At 36.5% G+C, this 16,712-nt stretch carries 18 protein-coding genes; 13 read left to right on the top strand and 5 right to left on the bottom strand.

The window, feature by feature from the left end:
- Nucleotides 1-2 precede the first annotated feature (2 nt).
- A complete protein-coding gene (locus NZ923_04320; GenBank protein ID MCS7229245.1) occupies nucleotides 3-1,295 on the top strand; it encodes a HAMP domain-containing histidine kinase in 1,293 nt (430 codons plus the stop codon).
- A gap of 43 nt (nucleotides 1,296-1,338) precedes the next feature.
- Here NZ923_04320 and NZ923_04325 read toward each other — a convergent pair whose 3' ends face one another.
- From NZ923_04325 to NZ923_04340, 4 genes are all read right to left on the bottom strand, one after another.
- Nucleotides 1,339-2,211: a homocysteine S-methyltransferase family protein gene (locus NZ923_04325; protein ID MCS7229246.1), complete on the bottom strand. Its 873-nt coding sequence runs from the start codon at nucleotides 2,209-2,211 to the stop codon at nucleotides 1,339-1,341.
- Nucleotides 2,196-3,332: a glycerate kinase gene (locus NZ923_04330; protein ID MCS7229247.1), complete on the bottom strand. Its 1,137-nt coding sequence runs from the start codon at nucleotides 3,330-3,332 to the stop codon at nucleotides 2,196-2,198. Before NZ923_04330 ends, NZ923_04325 begins: the two co-directional genes overlap by 16 nt.
- A 72-nt stretch (nucleotides 3,333-3,404) precedes the next feature.
- Nucleotides 3,405-4,412, bottom strand: coding sequence for a 4-hydroxythreonine-4-phosphate dehydrogenase PdxA (gene pdxA / locus NZ923_04335; protein MCS7229248.1), 1,008 nt, complete (start codon nucleotides 4,410-4,412; stop codon nucleotides 3,405-3,407).
- On the bottom strand, nucleotides 4,402-5,763 hold the full coding sequence (locus tag NZ923_04340) for a GWxTD domain-containing protein (GenBank protein ID MCS7229249.1): 1,362 nt from the start codon (nucleotides 5,761-5,763) through the stop codon (nucleotides 4,402-4,404). The genes pdxA and NZ923_04340 overlap by 11 nt, the downstream gene beginning before the upstream one ends.
- A gap of 211 nt (nucleotides 5,764-5,974) precedes the next feature.
- On the opposite strand from NZ923_04340, the gene NZ923_04345 reads away from it, so the two are divergent.
- The 11 genes from NZ923_04345 to hisJ are packed head-to-tail and all read left to right on the top strand — an operon-like array spanning nucleotide 5,975 to nucleotide 14,631.
- Entirely contained in the window at nucleotides 5,975-7,084 is a 1,110-nt protein-coding gene (locus tag NZ923_04345) for an aminomethyltransferase family protein (GenBank protein MCS7229250.1), read from the top strand.
- Nucleotides 7,085-7,105: 21 nt separating this feature from the next.
- A complete protein-coding gene (locus NZ923_04350) occupies nucleotides 7,106-7,585 on the top strand; it encodes a GAF domain-containing protein (GenBank protein MCS7229251.1) in 480 nt (159 codons plus the stop codon).
- 13 nt (nucleotides 7,586-7,598) lie between these two features.
- Nucleotides 7,599-8,330 carry a 3-oxoacyl-ACP reductase FabG gene (locus tag NZ923_04355; GenBank protein MCS7229252.1) on the top strand — a complete coding sequence of 244 codons (732 nt, stop codon included), beginning with the start codon at nucleotides 7,599-7,601 and terminating at the stop codon, nucleotides 8,328-8,330.
- A gap of 17 nt (nucleotides 8,331-8,347) precedes the next feature.
- Nucleotides 8,348-9,229, top strand: a complete 882-nt coding sequence (locus tag NZ923_04360; protein ID MCS7229253.1) for a TIGR00730 family Rossman fold protein — start codon at nucleotides 8,348-8,350, stop codon at nucleotides 9,227-9,229.
- On the top strand, nucleotides 9,226-10,065 hold the full coding sequence (locus NZ923_04365; protein ID MCS7229254.1) for a transglutaminase-like domain-containing protein: 840 nt from the start codon (nucleotides 9,226-9,228) through the stop codon (nucleotides 10,063-10,065). Before NZ923_04360 ends, NZ923_04365 begins: the two co-directional genes overlap by 4 nt.
- Entirely contained in the window at nucleotides 10,062-10,604 is a 543-nt protein-coding gene (locus NZ923_04370) for a cob(I)yrinic acid a,c-diamide adenosyltransferase (protein MCS7229255.1), read from the top strand. Before NZ923_04365 ends, NZ923_04370 begins: the two co-directional genes overlap by 4 nt.
- The gene (ispE, locus tag NZ923_04375) at nucleotides 10,592-11,431 is read left to right on the top strand and encodes a 4-(cytidine 5'-diphospho)-2-C-methyl-D-erythritol kinase (protein MCS7229256.1); all 840 of its coding nucleotides are present in this window, start codon (nucleotides 10,592-10,594) and stop codon (nucleotides 11,429-11,431) included. Before NZ923_04370 ends, ispE begins: the two co-directional genes overlap by 13 nt.
- A gap of 60 nt (nucleotides 11,432-11,491) precedes the next feature.
- The gene (gene amrA, locus NZ923_04380) at nucleotides 11,492-12,067 is read left to right on the top strand and encodes an AmmeMemoRadiSam system protein A (GenBank protein ID MCS7229257.1); all 576 of its coding nucleotides are present in this window, start codon (nucleotides 11,492-11,494) and stop codon (nucleotides 12,065-12,067) included.
- Entirely contained in the window at nucleotides 12,064-12,915 is an 852-nt protein-coding gene (gene amrB, locus NZ923_04385; GenBank protein ID MCS7229258.1) for an AmmeMemoRadiSam system protein B, read from the top strand. The genes amrA and amrB overlap by 4 nt, the downstream gene beginning before the upstream one ends.
- 2 nt (nucleotides 12,916-12,917) lie before the next feature.
- Entirely contained in the window at nucleotides 12,918-13,814 is an 897-nt protein-coding gene (locus NZ923_04390) for a DUF2520 domain-containing protein (protein ID MCS7229259.1), read from the top strand.
- A gap of 25 nt (nucleotides 13,815-13,839) precedes the next feature.
- Entirely contained in the window at nucleotides 13,840-14,631 is a 792-nt protein-coding gene (gene hisJ, locus NZ923_04395) for a histidinol-phosphatase HisJ (GenBank protein ID MCS7229260.1), read from the top strand.
- Here the strand turns inward: hisJ and pfkA are convergent, their stop codons facing one another.
- Complete coding sequence (gene pfkA / locus NZ923_04400) at nucleotides 14,632-15,597, bottom strand: 6-phosphofructokinase (GenBank protein ID MCS7229261.1); 966 nt, start codon at nucleotides 15,595-15,597, stop codon at nucleotides 14,632-14,634. It lies immediately after the preceding gene.
- 316 nt (nucleotides 15,598-15,913) lie between these two features.
- Between pfkA and NZ923_04405 the strand changes: the two genes are divergently transcribed.
- Nucleotides 15,914-16,712: two component regulator propeller domain-containing protein (locus NZ923_04405; GenBank protein MCS7229262.1), on the top strand; the 799-nt coding region annotated here is incomplete at its 3' end.

Consider the following 16,712-nt stretch of genomic DNA (forward strand, 5'->3'; position numbering starts at 1 on the left):
ACATGCTGTCGGTTATAATTCAAAGCTTGGCTTTTGTGATTTTTATAGGTGTGTTTCTGCTTACAATAAAAATTTTGAATGATGGAGTTTCAAGATTAAAATGGATTTTCGTTAGCGTGTTATTGTCCTGGCTTACAGTGGTTGTGCATACTGATTTAAGTTTTGTTCCTTTGTTATTTCTTTTTTCTGGGGTTGTTTCAGGTATTTACGGATTAATTTTGCTATCAAAAGAAAAAGATAAAAAGGAAAAGCGCAAAATAACATCAATTAAATCTGCGATAAATTCTATAATTGAAAAGACGGGCGCAAAAGGTATAATAGTTGCTTGGAATGATCTTAATGGAAATTCAAAAACTGTCCTTAAATATGGTGAAGATGAAGAATGCTTAATGATAATAATCCCTGTTAGCTTAAGTGATGGTTCTGTTTCTTATATTGCTCTCTACGGAGATAAGCCATTCGTTAATTTTAAAAAGGATGATTTGGAGGTTGAAATCAGCTTTGTAAAACTTTACATTGAAAATTTAAGGTTGCAAGAGAAAATTAAGCTTGTTAAAAATGATAGCATAAAAGTTAAAGATTCAATTTACAACTACATCCACTTGCTTTCTCACGAGCTTAAAAAACCATTAACCGTAGTTATCGGTTTTTCGGAAATTTTAAGAGACGAATTCAGAAATCTGACTGAGAAAGATGTGATTGACTTCGTCACAAATATAAAAAGATCGGGTGAAGAAATGCTTGTAGCGTTAAGCTATGTTGGTGAAATAGCCGAAATTGAGACGGGAAAAGTTAAGTTGAACTTTGAAAGATTTAAAGCATCGGAGGTTGTAAATGATGTGCTCAATTATTTTGCGGGTGAAATAGGTAAAAAGAATTTAAATGTAATTCTTGAAATTGATGATGTTCTTGAAATTGAGGCAGATAGAAGAAAATTTAGAGAAGTTGTCTATCAGCTTGTTTCAAACGCTGTTAAGTTTTCAGATAAGAGTTCTTCTATTACAATAGCTCTGACGAGAAGAGACGGTGAATTTGAACTTAAAGTAAAAGACGAAGGAATTGGTATTCGTCCGGAGGATATGGATAAAATTTTCAAACCTTTTCCAAGGATAAAGACGCATTTAAATGGCACTGGTCTTGGTTTAGTTTTAGCGAAATATCTCGTTGAGCTTCACGGCGGAAAAATAAGTTTTGTAAGTGAATACGGTAAAGGAAGTGAATTTAAAGTGATATTGCCATTGGAACAAAATCTTGATCAGTTTAAGAAGGTTGCTGAAAATTGCAAAACTATATAGATTTTTTTAAAAAACCTCATGGCTACCTCCACTTAGCGTGGACTTAATGTCCACGCTTTTTTGTATAAAAATCGTTTACTATTTCTCTTATTACCTTGATGTGCTCTGGGGTTGTTCCACAACATCCCCCAATTATATTCGTCCCAAGCTCAACAAGTTTCCTAACAGATTCAGATATATTTTCTGGTGTATCTGGATAAACCAACTTGTTATCAACTTTGTGAGGAGTGCCAGCTGATGGGTTTATAAGTATTGGAATTTCTTTCGTAATTGATTTAAAATATCTTGCGATCTCAACCATTTCTGCAAATCCATTTCCGCAATTTGCGCCGATGATTTCAGAACCAAGACTTAACATCTCTTTGGTAGCAGTTTTAATATCAATTCCCGAATATGTTTCAAAACCGTTCTTTGTTTTACGAAAGCTCATTGATAATGCTATTGGCAATTTTGTCTCACTGCGCGCGACTTGATACGCTATTTTCATTTCATCAGTAAAGATCATGGTTTCAATCAAAATTATATCAACATTACCATCAACTAAACCATGGATTTGCTCAGAAAAATAATTAGCGATCTCTTTAAATTCCTTTTCATGTGGTTTTAAACCAGTTGGTCCAACGCTTCCAAAGACGAGGATGTTGGGAAGCTTTACCTTGTTAGCTATTTGTGCGGATATTTTGTTGATTTCGTATATGTTAACGGGTATGTTTTTTAATCTTACTGGGTTTGCTACGAACGAATTTGTTGTTATGATGTCAGCGCCAGCTTTTATGTAATCAATATGAAGAGATTCAACTATTTCTGGTTTGGTTAAATTTAAAATTTCGGGAATTTTTTCATTTGAGCGTTTTAATAGTTCAGTGCCAATCGCTCCATCGCATACAAGTGTTTCGTTTATCAATTGTTTAAGCATAAACTTTTTATGATCTTTGCAATTTGTGTTGAGGTGTCAAATAAAATTTTTGAAGCTTTTTTAATTGCTTGTGTTTCTTTCATTCCGATGTGCGTCATGCTTATAATTGATGTCAATCCAAGCATATTTGCGAGCTCATTTGGTTCACCTTCAATTTTTCCGACTATTGCGAGCACAGGTATGTTTCCAGCTCTTTCTATTATCCCTTTAATTGCTTTTCCATATTTAACTTGTGAATCAATTTTTCCCTCGCCCGTTATTATAAGTTTTGAGTTTTTAATTTTTTCATCAAATGACACGATGTCAAGAAACAAGTCAATTCCTCTTACAATTTTTGCATTGCAGAACGCAACAAGACCTCCGGCGAGTCCGCCTGCAGCGCCAGCGCCTGGTAGATTTTCTATGTCAATTTCATATTTTTCTTTCACGGCTTCTGCTAATTTTTTCAAAGCTTTGTCGAGCAGAGGTAAATCTGATTTTCTTGCTCCTTTCTGAGGTGCATATGTAAACGAAGCACCTTCAGGACCGCAGAGTGGATTTAAGACATCAACAGCAACTTTGAAGTTAACATATTTAATCCTTTGATCTATTTCAGAATCGTCAATTTTTTTCAACTTCAATAGATTTATTCCACCTTGTTGTATTTCCTTTCCATTTTTATCAAGAAATTTATAGCCAAGTGCCGAAGCCATTCCCATTCCGCCATCGTTTGTTGCGCTTCCACCGACGCCAACTATTATTTCTTTTACATTGTAATCAAGCGCTTTTTTTATAAGTTCACCGACGCCATAGGTCGTTGTAATTTTAGGATTTCGCTTTGATTTTGGGACAAGTGTTAATCCACTTGCAGATGCCATTTCAATTATTGCGGTTTCGTCTTTGATTAAAAATTTAGATTTTATTCTCTGTCTTGGCAATGGACCAGATACAATTATTTCAATTAGTTTTCCGCCGGTTGAAAAATGAATTGCGTCAACGAAACCTTCCCCTCCATCTGACACAGGGATTTTAACAACCTCAAACTTTGAAGAAACTTTTTCAAATGCATTTGCTATTATCTGAGTTGCTTGTATTGAGGTAAGAGAACCTTTGAAGGAATCTGGCGCTACGATGATCTTCATTCGTTTATTTGAATAAAATTTTTTTGAAATCTATGCTGATTTTCGTTCACTTCGGTAAAAGAAAGTGAAAATTTAAGAAAGAGATCTATGTTTTAAGCGGTTTTTAAAAATTTTTGCCGAAAGAATTATTGCTGATTTCATGCTTTCCTCGTTAGCAATAAGTTTCCCCGCGATGTCGTATGCAGTTCCGTGATCTGGAGAAGTTCTAACGATTTTGAGTCCAGCTGAGAAGTTAACAGTTCTGTAAAAATCAATTAACTTCACAGGGATAAGTCCTTGATCATGATACATGGATAGAACGGCGTCGTAATTTTCATATTTTTTCTCGCCGAAAAATCCATCCGCTGGAAAAGGACCTTCAATTTTAATTTTACCTCTATTGAAACGCTTTAAAACGGGTTTGATAATTTTTTCTTCTTCATCACCTATTAAACCGTTCTCTCCCGCATGAGGATTTAAGCCAAGGACAGCTATTGTTGGTGAACTTATGTTGAAGTCAAGATTTAGTGAATCAATCAAGATTTCAATTTTTTCTGTCAACAGCTTTTCTGAAAGAATTTTGCCAACTTTTGATATTGGGACATGTATCGTGACGAGACCGAGCTTGATTTGTTCATTTACAAACATCATCATATATCGTTTTGAGTTGGAAAGCTTAGCTATCATTTCAGTTTGTCCGGGAAAGTTAAATCCAGCAAGTTTTAAAGCTTCTTTTGAGACAGGCGCGGTGCAGATGGCATCAGCTTTGCCTTGAAGACATAGTTCAACTGCTATGTTTATTGATTCGCCTGCGATTTTGCCAGATGTTTTGGTTGGCTTCCCGATATTAATATCAAAATTTCTGAATTCCTTCATCGGAAGAATGTTGATCACATTTATCTCTGACGAAAAGTCATTCTCGTTTTCCATAATGTGAAATTTTAAATTCATCAGCTTGCAATATATCTCAACGATTTTCGGAGGGGATATTATGAAGGATTGAGTTTTTGAAAAAACGATTTTTTGTGATAAAGATTTTATTGCAACTTCTGGACCGATGCCATTTATATCTCCAATTGTCACTGCAATTTTAGGGAGCATAGGTTTCAACCGATGTTAATTTAAAAGAGCCAAATTGATCGACAAAGACAAACTTTCTTTTAATTGGTTCGTAATACCATATTTCTTCTGTTGATCTTCCTGGTGTATATTTTCTTTCAATTCTGGTTGGTTGTCCATAGAGAATGTAAACTTTACCTCTATCTGTTCTTGCACCGTCTCGCTCTCGCATTGTCGCAAAATTTATATACGCGTAATCAACTCTGCGGTAGTATTCAGCCATAAGCTCATTGTAAATTGTTTTCGGCGTCGGATCTCGTTGAGCCCAAAACTCCTTGAACTTTAATAACCTTGCTTGTGGGGTTCCAAATCTTAACTTTGCCATTTCGTCAGGTGTCGCTATGTATTCTAAAATTTCAATTGCGTAATCAAGATTTTGAAGCGAAAACGGCATATCAATCCATTCAACGGTAAATCGTTTTGAAAATGCCTTTTGGATTTCTTTTTCGGTTGCATCTTTAAATTTTACATAAAAATAAAGTTCGTATTCCCCAAGGTCAAGTGAGTCGCCATCAAATGGGATAAGTAAAGAATAATAACTTTGTGGTTGGGATGGGATCAAAAAATATGTGAAAACAGTATCGCCAGGGTTTTCTCTGAAAACAAATTTCCTATCGTTTGTGATCTCGTCAGGTTGAATTGAGGATTTTTTTATTTCTTTCTTCCTTCCGAACTCTGAAAGGAAAAATAAAGTATAGCTAAATTCTGCAGGTTTATCGGTGAATTGAACATAGACAGTAAAATCCCTACCGAAGTTAACTCTATTTCCGATGTTTGTCGGTAGCAAAATTATCGTATCGCCAACTTGCTTGCTTTCTTGAATAATTGTTAAGTCAGATGTTTCAAAGGAGTAAGGTTTAAATGTTTTAAGAGTTATATTTCGTTCTCGTCTTAAAAGCTGGTTGGCTTGTTCATCTTCTATCAAAAGTATCAAACGGTAGTTTCCCGGTGTCAAATCAAAGCGAAAGTTGCCTTGTGTGTAAATATCTTTTGAATTTGTTTCTTCAAAGTTGTCAGTTGCCTTGCGCCCACTGAAAATTTTTCTTGCTATTGATTTGCCATCTTTATCAATGATCTCCGCACTAATTGTAAAGTTTGCGATGTATGTTGGGGAGCTTAGTGGATTTTTTACAAATGTAAGTAGATCGTTAGCGATTCTGAAGTTTACATCAATTCTGCTTTTTGATGTATCTTCGCTTATTAGATTTATAACTTCATAAAAGAAGAGCTTACCAAATTCTCTGTCGGTCGTTGAGAAAAACGGTCGGAAGAGGGGAAGTTGTGCGAACAATGTTGATGTCAAAAACAAAAAAGTTGGAAATAGTTTTCTCATCCTAAAACCTCCAAAATTTTTTCTCTGGCCTTAATTTAAACATATAGATGGGAAAATTCAATTAAAGGTTTAATCGTGGGCTTTTCTGAAAATGTGCTCTTAAATGAGCGTTTTCTTAAAGGTTTGATTAGCACAGCGTGGTTTTAAATTGAAACTTGACAGAGTTTTAAAAAATTGTTATTTTTTCAAAAAAATTAAATAGCAAAATTTTGTGAAGCAAACGCCACTTTACGAAATACATCTTGACCTTGGTGCTGAATTCGGCATTTATTCAGATTGGGAGTTGCCCAAGCATTACATCAATCCTATTGAGGAATATAAGGCGATTAAAAATTTAAGCGCTATAATTGATAGGACATATCTTGGGAAATTGCGGATTTACGGGAAAGATGCAATTGATTTTTTAAATAGAATTTCAACGAATGATCTCCGAGGGCTTTCGCCAGGTATGGGCGTCGGAACAGTGCTGACTGATGAAAAGGGCAAGATGATTGAGGTTTTAACTCTTTACATTTTAAAAGCCACTGAGGATTATCAAGAGGTTTTTGCTTTGTTAAGCTATGAGGCCCTTGATAAAGTGAAGAACTGGTTAAGTAAATTGATAATTATGGATGATGTTAAAGTTGAGGACATAACTGATGATTATGTGATCATTTCAATTTTTGGTTCGGATGTCCATAAGGCAGTGGAAGATGATTTTAAAGTTGATCATAAGCGTTTTACAGATATATCAAAGATGACGACGCATAATTTCGTTCAGGGTTTTATATTTAACGAAGAAGTAATTCTATCAAGAACAGATGAATTTCTCGTCCCTGGGTATAATCTCATTTTCAGGTCTGCTATTGCTATTGATGTGTGGAGAACATTACATAGAAAAGGTCTAACGCCAGTTGGAAGGGAAATTTTTGAGGTGTTCAGAGTTGAATCTGGGATTCCTGCCTATGGGAAGGAGATAACTCAAGATTACAATCCTCTTGAAGCAAATCTTGTCAAATATGTGAGTTTCACAAAAGGCTGTTACATTGGACAAGAGGTGATCTCAAGAATTGATTCTTACAAAAAGCTACAGAAAAAACTCGTTGGATTTATAATAGAGAAAGGGAAAAGCAGGGAGAGAATTTATGAAGGTTCATCCGTGTGCATTGGTGGTGAGGAGGTTGGTAAATTAACCAGCATCGTGTATTCATATGGATTTCAAAAGTTGATTTCTCTCGGTTATATCAAAATAAATCACGCTATCCAGGGGGAAAAAGTTGAAATTAAGTGTGATGATGGAAGTAATACCGCCACCGTTATTATTCCTCCGTTTTCAATTTGAAAACAAAATCTCAAAATCAAGATGGAGCAAATAGTTATAAAGGGTCAAACAAAGGAGGAGATATATTCAGAACTTTTGCCACAAATAAAATCTCTGATTGAGGATGAACCTGATCTAATTGCAAATCTTGCGAATGTTTCATCTGCTTTAAAGCAAGCATTTCCTTCTTTTTCTTGGGTTGGTTTTTACCTAATGAAGGGAAATGAACTTGTCCTTGGTCCATTTCAGGGAAAACTTGCTTGCACGAGGATAAAAATTGGTTCGGGCGTATGTGGGACAGCAGTTTTAAAAAAGGAAACGATAATTGTCCCAGATGTTGAAAAATTTCCAGGGCATATTTATTGTGATCCTGATTCAAAATCTGAGATAGTTGTTCCATTGATCAAAGATGGTGAGGTTCTCGGTGTTCTTGATATTGATAGTTATGAATTAAACAATTTTGATGAAGTTGATAAAATTTACCTTGAGAGACTTGTCAGTTTGTTGATTTCAAAATTATAAGGTGATGTCAAAAATGGGTTCAAAGGTTGCACTTATCACTGGTTCTGGAAGGAGGTTGGGAAGGCAAATTGCGATTGCCCTTGCCCAATCTGGTTTTGATATAGTTGTTAATTATAATCAATCAAAAAATGAAGCGGAGAAAACGATAGATAAAATAAAAGATCTTGGCAGAGAAGCGATCGCTATAAAAGCAGATATCACGAAAAGCTCGCAAGTAAAAAAGATGGTTGAAAAAGCTATTGAGAAGTTTGGACAAATAGATGTCCTCGTGAACAATGCTGCTATTTTCCCTAAACCAGTTAAGTTTTGGGAGATAAGCGATGAACTTTGGGATCATGTGCTTAATACAAACTTGAAAGGACAATTTTTATGTTCAAGGGAGGTAGTTAAGTTCATGCTTGAGAGAAAAAAAGGGAAAATAATTAACATTGCTTCACTCGGTGGTTTGCAAGTTTGGACTGAACATATAGCTTATAATGTCGCAAAGGCTGGATTGATAATGTTAACTAAGGCGATGGCGAAAGCACTTGCGCCGTATATAACTGTGAACGCAATTGCCCCTGGAACTATAATAATTCCCGGAGAGGAATCTGGCGAGATTAAACATATCCCAGAGCATAAGATTCCGCTGAAAAGATATGGAAAGCCCTCCGATATAACTGACATGGTTGTATTTTTGGCAACCAAAGGTGATTATATAACTGGTCAGGTTATCTTTGTTGATGGTGGAAGGTCAATTTTATAAACAAAATTAAAAATCGTATGTCAAAAGAGAACATTGAAAGAGATGAGGAAAAATTAATCGCAAATGCAAATAGGCAACCTGTGAAAGCGTATAAAAACCTAAAATTTTTGAACAGCCCTGATGCGAGGGTGTTGAGAATCCTCGCAGAATATCTTGAGCCATTGTCAAGATTTAAGAAATATCAAATTGTTGATACGATCGTTTTCTTCGGCTCAGCAAGAGCAAAACCAATGAAAGAAGCTAAGGCAAGATTGCGGGAGATTGAATCTGAAATAAAAGAGTTGGAAGCGAAGGGCAAAGTTGTGCCACAAAGTTTGATTGATGCGAAGGCAAAGGCAGAAATGGATGTCTTCATGGCAAGATATTACGAAGACGCGGTTGAACTTGCAAGATTGATAACGGAGTGGTCAAAAGGACTTAGCGATGCGAACGGATATCGCTTCGTTGTTTGTTCTGGAGGTGGACCTGGGATTATGGAAGCGGCAAACAGAGGAGCCAGTAAAGCAAAGGGTTTAAGTATAGGACTTAACATAAGCTTGCCATATGAGCAAAAGCCAAATCCATACATAACAAATGAGCTTGCTTTTGAATTTCATTATTTCTTCATGAGAAAATTTTGGTTTGTCTATCTTGCTAAAGCGCTGGTCATATTTCCCGGGGGTTATGGGACTCTTGATGAACTTTTTGAAGTCCTTACACTTCTTCAAACTAAGAAAATTAAAAAGAAATTGCTTGTCTTGATTTACGGAAGCGAATACTGGAAAAAGATAATTAATTTTGATGCGATGGTTGAATATGGCGTGATAGATAAAGATGATTTGAAACTTTTCAAATTTGCCGACTCGCCTCTTGAAGCGTTTGAATACCTGAAAAATGAATTAACAAAACATCACTTGTGATCTCAGAGGGATACATAGTTTCGCTTGTCAAACTTCTTGATGATGAAGATGCCTCGGTTTCTAAAATTGCTTACGAGAAGCTTCTAAATTTGGGGAGCAATGCGCTCCCAATGCTTTTAAAGATTAAAGATGTTGCGAGTGATAAAGCCAAAAGTTTATTGCTTGAGATCGTTGATGTTATAAGATATAGAAAATATGTTGACGATGTTATTTCGTTTTTCGCTGCTCCTGAAAAAGACATTGAAAAAGGTTCCTTCCTTGTTGCTAAGTTTGCTTATTCCGAAGTTAATTTTAAGCATTATTCAGAGATACTTGATTTAATGGCAGTTGAATTGAGAAAGAGGATTTACACGAAGGAAAATTTTTATGATATCGTTGAAACGGTGAATAAATTCTTCTTCGTTGAACAAGGTTTTAGGGGAAATATGGAGAATTACTACGATATTGATAATGCTTTGATAAATCGCGTCATAGACAGACGTCTTGGTATACCGATAACTCTTTCCCTGATTTATATACTTGTTGGAAAAAGAGTAAATTTGCCTGTGTGTGGTATTGCAATGCCAGGTCATTTTATTGTAAGATATGAGTCAAATGGTTTTGAGATTTATGTTGATCCATTTGATAGTGGTAGGATAATGACAAGAGCGGAATGCGAAAAGTTTGTTTCTCAAATTGGTTATTCGGAAAAAGATATTTATTTTAAACGCGCAACGCCAGAGTTGTTTGTAAAGTTAATGTTTGAGAATCTTGCACTTGCTTATAAAAGCAACGGGTATATTGCGAACGCTCAAAGGTTAATTGAGATAATAAAACTAATTGAGAATTTCAGATGAAAATCTACACGAGAACAGGAGATGATGGTACGACATCACTTTTCGCGGGTGGAAGAGTGAAAAAGGATAATCTTAGGGTTGAAGCTTACGGGACTATTGATGAACTTAATGCGATCCTCGGGATCGTTAGAGCAATTTCAAAAGATAGTATGATCAACGAGATAATCGTAGATACTCAAAATCTGCTTTTCATACTTGGCGCTGATCTCGCAACTCCAATGGGGGTTGAAAATATCAAGGTGAAAAGAATTACGAAGGATGATGTTGAAAAAATTGAAAAGTTTATTGATAAGATAGATGAAAATCTTGAGCCGTTGAAGAATTTTATACTTCCTGGTGGAACTTTGCTTGCTTCTTTTTTGCATCTTGCGCGAACTGTCTGCAGACGCGCTGAACGAAGAATAGTTTCTTTTTCTGAAAAAGAGAAAATCAACGAAAATGTGATACCATTTGTTAACCGCCTTTCGGATTTACTTTTTGTGCTTGCAAGATATGCGAACAAAATTGAAAATGTTGATGACATAAAATGGACAGGATAAAACTTCTCTCGCCGGCGAAGATAAACATCGGATTAAGAGTTTTAAGAAAACGAGGCGATGGTTATCATGATATAGAGACGATTTTTCACGAGGTGAAACTTTATGACGAGATTGAAATTGAAATCTCCGATTATGTTGAATTAGAAACTAATTCAAGCGATGTGCCGGTCGGTTTTGAAAATCTGTGTTTGAAAGCTGTCAGAATTTTCTTGGAAAGTTTTGGTGTTCATTCAGGGGTGAAAATTTATCTTAAAAAGAACATACCAGTTGGAGCTGGTCTTGGTGGGGGAAGCAGTAATTCAGCGACCGTCTTGAAAGGGCTTAACATTTTATTTGGGATCGGTGCTGACGATGAACATCTAAGCGAGCTTGGAAGTTTGATCGGCTCCGATGTCCCGTTTTTTATAAAAGGTGGAACTGCCTATGCAACAGGTAGAGGTGAGATAATTGAACCAATTGATGTTGAAATTCCTTATAAAATTGTCATTGTTTATCCTAATATTAAAGTTTCAACTGCGTGGGCATATGGAAATTTGAAATTGAGGAACCATGAAGGCAAAGAAAGTTTGAAAAAAGTTTTGCTTGAAAACATTGATAAGCCCCATATTTTGAAAGAATTGGTCACAAATGATTTTGAGGAGATCGTTTTTTCGCATTTTCCAATTGTTGGTGAGGTGAAGGAAAGGTTTTATGAGCTTGGTTCTGTTTTCTCGCTTATGTCTGGCAGTGGCTCTGCGGTTTTTGGATTTTTTGAAGAGATAGGTGAAGAGAAACGAAGAGAAATTTTGAAGGTGTTCTCTGGATATCAAGTTTTCATATTGAGTTGAAAAATTTTGCGAATTTTTTTAGTTTATCTTTGAAAATTTACAATTTAATTTGAGAAAGCAATGAACCTTACAGATGAAGAAAAAATTGAACTTTTAAGGATAGCTCGCAACTCAATAGTAAGTGTCGTCAATGGTGGGGATCTTCCAGAAGTGGAGCCAAAGACAGAAAATTTGAAAACTCCGTGCGGGGCTTTCGTGACTTTAACAATCAATGATACATTAAGAGGATGCATCGGTTATGTTGAAGCTGTAAAGTCGCTTGCTGAAACTGTGAACGAGGTCGCGGCAAAATCAGCGCTTGAAGATCCGCGTTTTCCTCCAGTTGAACCTTTTGAAATTGATAAAATTGAAATTGAGATATCTGTTTTGTCGCCTTTGAGTGCTGTTGAATCAATTGATGAAATAAAAATTGGTGAACATGGATTGATGATAAAAAAAGGTTGGCGCAGGGGTTTGCTCTTACCTCAAGTTGCAATTGAACATAACTTAACAAAGGAAGAATTTTTGGAACATACTTGTCTTAAAGCGGGATTGCCACCAGATTGTTGGAAAGATAAAGATACGGAAATTTTCAAATTTACCGCCATTGTTTTCAAGGAAAGTGATTTCAAACTAAAAACGGGAGAAAATATATGATCAAAGAAAAAGTAAGACATCCAGCAGTTGCTGGTTTGTTTTATCCTGATGTTCCATCAATTTTGAATGCTGAGATTGAAAAGATGTTTGAACGAGCAAAGGACATCATAGGAGATAAAAAAATTAGCGGAGAGATAAAAGCTTTAATAGCACCTCACGCCGGCTATATGTATTCAGGTCAAACAGCTGCGATCGCTTATTCACTTATCCGTGGCAAGGATTATGATACTGTTGTCGTGGTTTCACCAAGCCATAGGGAGTATTTTGATGCGATCTCAATTTATGATGGGAAAAGTTATAAAACACCGCTTGGTGAAATTGAAATTGATTTTGAACTTGCTGAAGAAATTGTTAGCGCAGGAAACGGCTTGATTGAATTTTCAAGTTATGGGCATAGATCCGAGCATGCTGTTGAAGTTCATCTTCCATTTTTGCAGAAGGCATTGAATCATTTTAAACTTGTCCCAATTGTGATGGGAGATCAAAAATCTGAGTATAGTTTTCGTTTGGGCGACATACTCGGGGAAGTTTTAACGGGTAGAAATGTTTTGCTTGTTGCAAGCACTGATCTTTCGCATTACTATCCTTATGATGTCGCGATGAAATTTGATAAGATCGTAATTGATGATATCGCAAGTTTTAATCCGGAGAAGCTAATGGATGACCTTGAACAACAGAGATGTGAAGCGTGTGGTGGTGGTCCGACGGTTGCAGTGATGCGTGCAGCGAAAAAGCTCGGAGCGGATAAATCTGAAGTTCTTTACTATTGTAACTCCGGAGATGTAACAGGTGATAAAACTGGCGTTGTCGGTTATCTCTCAGCTGTGCTATTTAAACAGGTTAATTGAGGTTGACATTTAAAACCTTCAACATAGCAATCGTTGGTGCAGGAAGAGTTGGAACTTTAATAGCAAAATTTTTAAGCGAGATAATTGGGCATAGGATAATTGCTGTTATAAGTAGAAGTGACGATTCTCTCCAGAGGTTTTTGAAAAGGATAAAATCCGATGTTGCTTCAAAATCAATAAGCGATCTTCCAGCAGAAGTTGAAGTTATTTTCATAACGACTCCCGATTCAGCGATAAAAGAAAGTGCTGAAAAGATTTCGGATCTTAAAAATTTGAATTTCAAAAATCTCGTTGTCTACCATGCTTCTGGGGTTTTAACCAGCGATGTTCTTTCTCGTTTGCATCAGCTTGGAGCTGAGGTCGGTTCGCTTCATCCAGTTTATTCTGTCTCACATTTTGATTATTCGCTTGATGAGATAAGAAAAGTAAAATTCACACTTGAAGGTAGCCGAAAAATTTACGACATAACGAAGTGGATATTTTACAACTTTGACTCAAACATCTTCCCATTGGAAAAGTCGCAGAAGATTTTGTATCATATTGCGTGCGTGTTTGCATCTAATTATATGATATCGCTTCTTCATGCAATAGATGAAATTTTAAGCAGGGCGAATTTAAATTTTGACAATAGGTTTTTGACACCTCTTATTGATGTTTCGCTTAGAAATGCAAGTGAAGTCGGACCTGTAAATGCGCTGACAGGACCGATTGAAAGAGGCGATATTGAAACCGTGAAACTTCATCTTGATGAACTCAAAGATAAATTTCCAGAAATTTTGCCGCTTTATTCATCTCTTGCAATTGAAGCTGTAAGGATTGCATTTAAGAAAAAGAGCATTTCAATGAATCTCGCTTCGCAAATGTTAAACCTTGTGAGCTCATACATCGGGAAGAGGTAGATTTCATAACAAATAGCTTTTGACAATGGTTGATTATCACACTCACACAAAACTTTGTAAACATGCTAAGGGTGAAATTAAGGACTATGTTTTGAAGGCGATAGAGAGAAACTTAACAGAGATTGGAATTTCAGATCATATGCCACTTCCAGATGATTTTGATCCTGAACATAGAATGAGAATGGATGAATTTGAAATTTACAGAAGTTGGTATGAAGCGGTCGTTGAGGAGTTCGGGGATAAAATAAAGATAAGGTTCGGGATTGAAGCGGAGTTCATAGAAGACAAAATTGATTTCATTAGGAACTTTATCAAAGATGTTAATTTTGATTATGTGATCGGGTCAGTTCATTTTCTCGGTGAGTGGAACATCGCAAGCCATAAGGAGGAGTGGAAATGGTTTGAGAAAGATGTTAACGAGGTTTATGAGAGTTATTATCAAACTTTGAAAAAGCTTGTGAGATCTGGGATTTTTGATGTCGTTGGGCATTTTGATATGATCAAAAAATTTGGACACTATGCTGATAAAAATTTTGATGAATTGTTAAGGGAAATTTTGAAAATCATCAAGGAAAATGGTTTGTGTATTGAGATTAACACATCTGGGCTGAGGCATAAAGCCAAAGAAATTTATCCTTCGGTTGAGATTTTAAAGGTTGTCAAGGAATATAAAATTCCACTTACGCTCGGTTCAGATGCACATAATCCAGAAGATGTTGGAAAGGATTTTGAGATCGCTCGTGAGCTAGTCCAAACCTATGGCGATGGCAAGATTTCAATTTTTGAGAAGAGGGAGAGGAAGGAGGTTAAGTTGTGATCATATAGCTAAAATTTTCGCAATTTTAAGAAGATATGGGTCAAGGTCTTTTCTTCTGTTAAATGTTTCTTTCAATGGCGTTAGTTTAATTTCACCTTTTACTTCTCCAACCATGACATTGACATGACCATTGAGCAGTGCTTCAACTGCTGCGACTCCAAGTTTGCTTGCGAGGATTCTATCTCTTGCGCTTGGTCTTCCTCCCCGTTGGATATGCCCGAGCACAACTACGCGATAATCAAAACCGTAGAGCTCTTTTACTCTCTTTGCGATTTTGAAAGCTCCTCCTTCCTCATCCCCTTCCGCAACTATAATTATACTGCTTGTTTTATCTTTCCTGAAGCCTTTTAAAACATTTCTTATGTCTTCGTAATCTGTTTGTTTTTCGGGGATAGCGATATATTCAGCGCCACCACCGATGCCAGCTTCAATTGCGATGAAACCGCTTGTTCTTCCCATGACCTCAACATAGAATAATCTGTCGTGCGCATCTGCGGTATCTCTAATTTTATCAATTGACTCAAGCGCAGTATTGACTGCGGTATCATATCCAATTGTGTAATCAGTTCCGTATATGTCGTTGTCAATGGTTGCTGGTATTCCGACGGATGGTATTCCATGTTCTTCATATAAAGCGACAGCTCCTCGGAAAGTGCCGTCTCCGCCAATTGCAACAAGTGCTTCTATTCCTTGTTCTTTAAGATTTTTTGCAGCTTTTGCTCTTCCTTCTTTTGTCATGAATTCTTCTGATCTTGCAGTTTTTAGAATTGTTCCACCGCGTTGCAAAATTCCTGATACAGATCTTGCCTGTAGAGGAATAAATTCGCCGTTTATCATTCCTTGGTATCCGTGACCTATTCCGATGACTTCAAGACCGTAGTAAATTCCTGCTCTTACAACAGCTCTTATGCAAGCGTTCATTCCTGGTGCGTCGCCACCGCTTGTAAATACGCCAATTCTTTTCATATTTTTATGGCAAATCTTTGTTTTAAAAATCAGGTTTAAATTTAATCAAGCGAATGGAAAAATACAACACAGAGGTTTAGATTTTGAGGCTTCTGTTTTGAGTTTATTATGAGAAAGGTCTTTTAAAGTTAGTTTAAAACTGGATTAGTTTACTTGACAAAAGCGATTTTTTTTGTTATATTGTTTACGATCGTAGTTTGAAAGAAGGCAAGAGAGGATGTTTTTAGTTTGTTGTTTTGATTTTTTAGTATTTGGGGTGGGAGTTGAGTTTGAAAGATAGAAAATAAGTTTACAAAAACCAAAAGGAGAGATTGCTATGAGGTTAATAAATGGTGTTAATTTATTTTTGGTTTTAATTTTAATTTCTGGTGTTTTGTTTTCGCAGAATCCGGAGTGGGTGAATTTCACATATGGTAATGATGTTTACGCAGTTGCGATAGAGGGTAGTTATGTTTGGGTAGGTACAAGCGGGGGACTTGTTCGGCTTGATAGGACAACTGGGGCAATGACATTTTACAACAGGTCAAATTCAGGTTTACCAAGTAATTATGTTTATTCAATCGCCATAGATGGACAAGGAAACAAGTGGATTGGGACATATGGAGGGCTTGCTATGTTTGATGGTTCAAGATGGATAGTTTACAACACGACGAATTCAGGTTTGCCAAGTGATTGGGTTAATTCAATCGCCATAGATGGCCAGGGGAACAAGTGGATTGGGACAATTGGTGGAGGGCTTGCTATGTTTGATGGTTCAAGATGGACAGTTTACAACATATGGAATTCAGGTTTGCCAAGTGATTATGTTTATTCAATCGCCATAGATGGCCAGGGGAACAAGTGGATTGGGACATATGGTGGAGGGCTTGCTATGTTTGATGGTTCAAGATGGATTGTTTACAACACGACGAATTCAGGTTTGCCAAGTGATACTGTTATTTCAATCGCCATAGATGGCCAGGGGAACAAGTGGATTGGGACTTGGGGAGGAGGGCTTGCTATGTTTGATGGTTCAAGATGGAGAGTTTACAACATATGGAATTCAGGTTTGCCAAGTGATATTGTTATTTCAATCGCCATAGATGGCCAGAGGAACAAGTGGATTGGGACATGGG

The sequence above is a fragment of the Candidatus Kryptonium sp. genome, assembly GCA_025060635.1.
In the GTDB taxonomy this organism is placed as follows: domain Bacteria; phylum Bacteroidota; class Ignavibacteria; order Kryptoniales; family Kryptoniaceae; genus Kryptonium.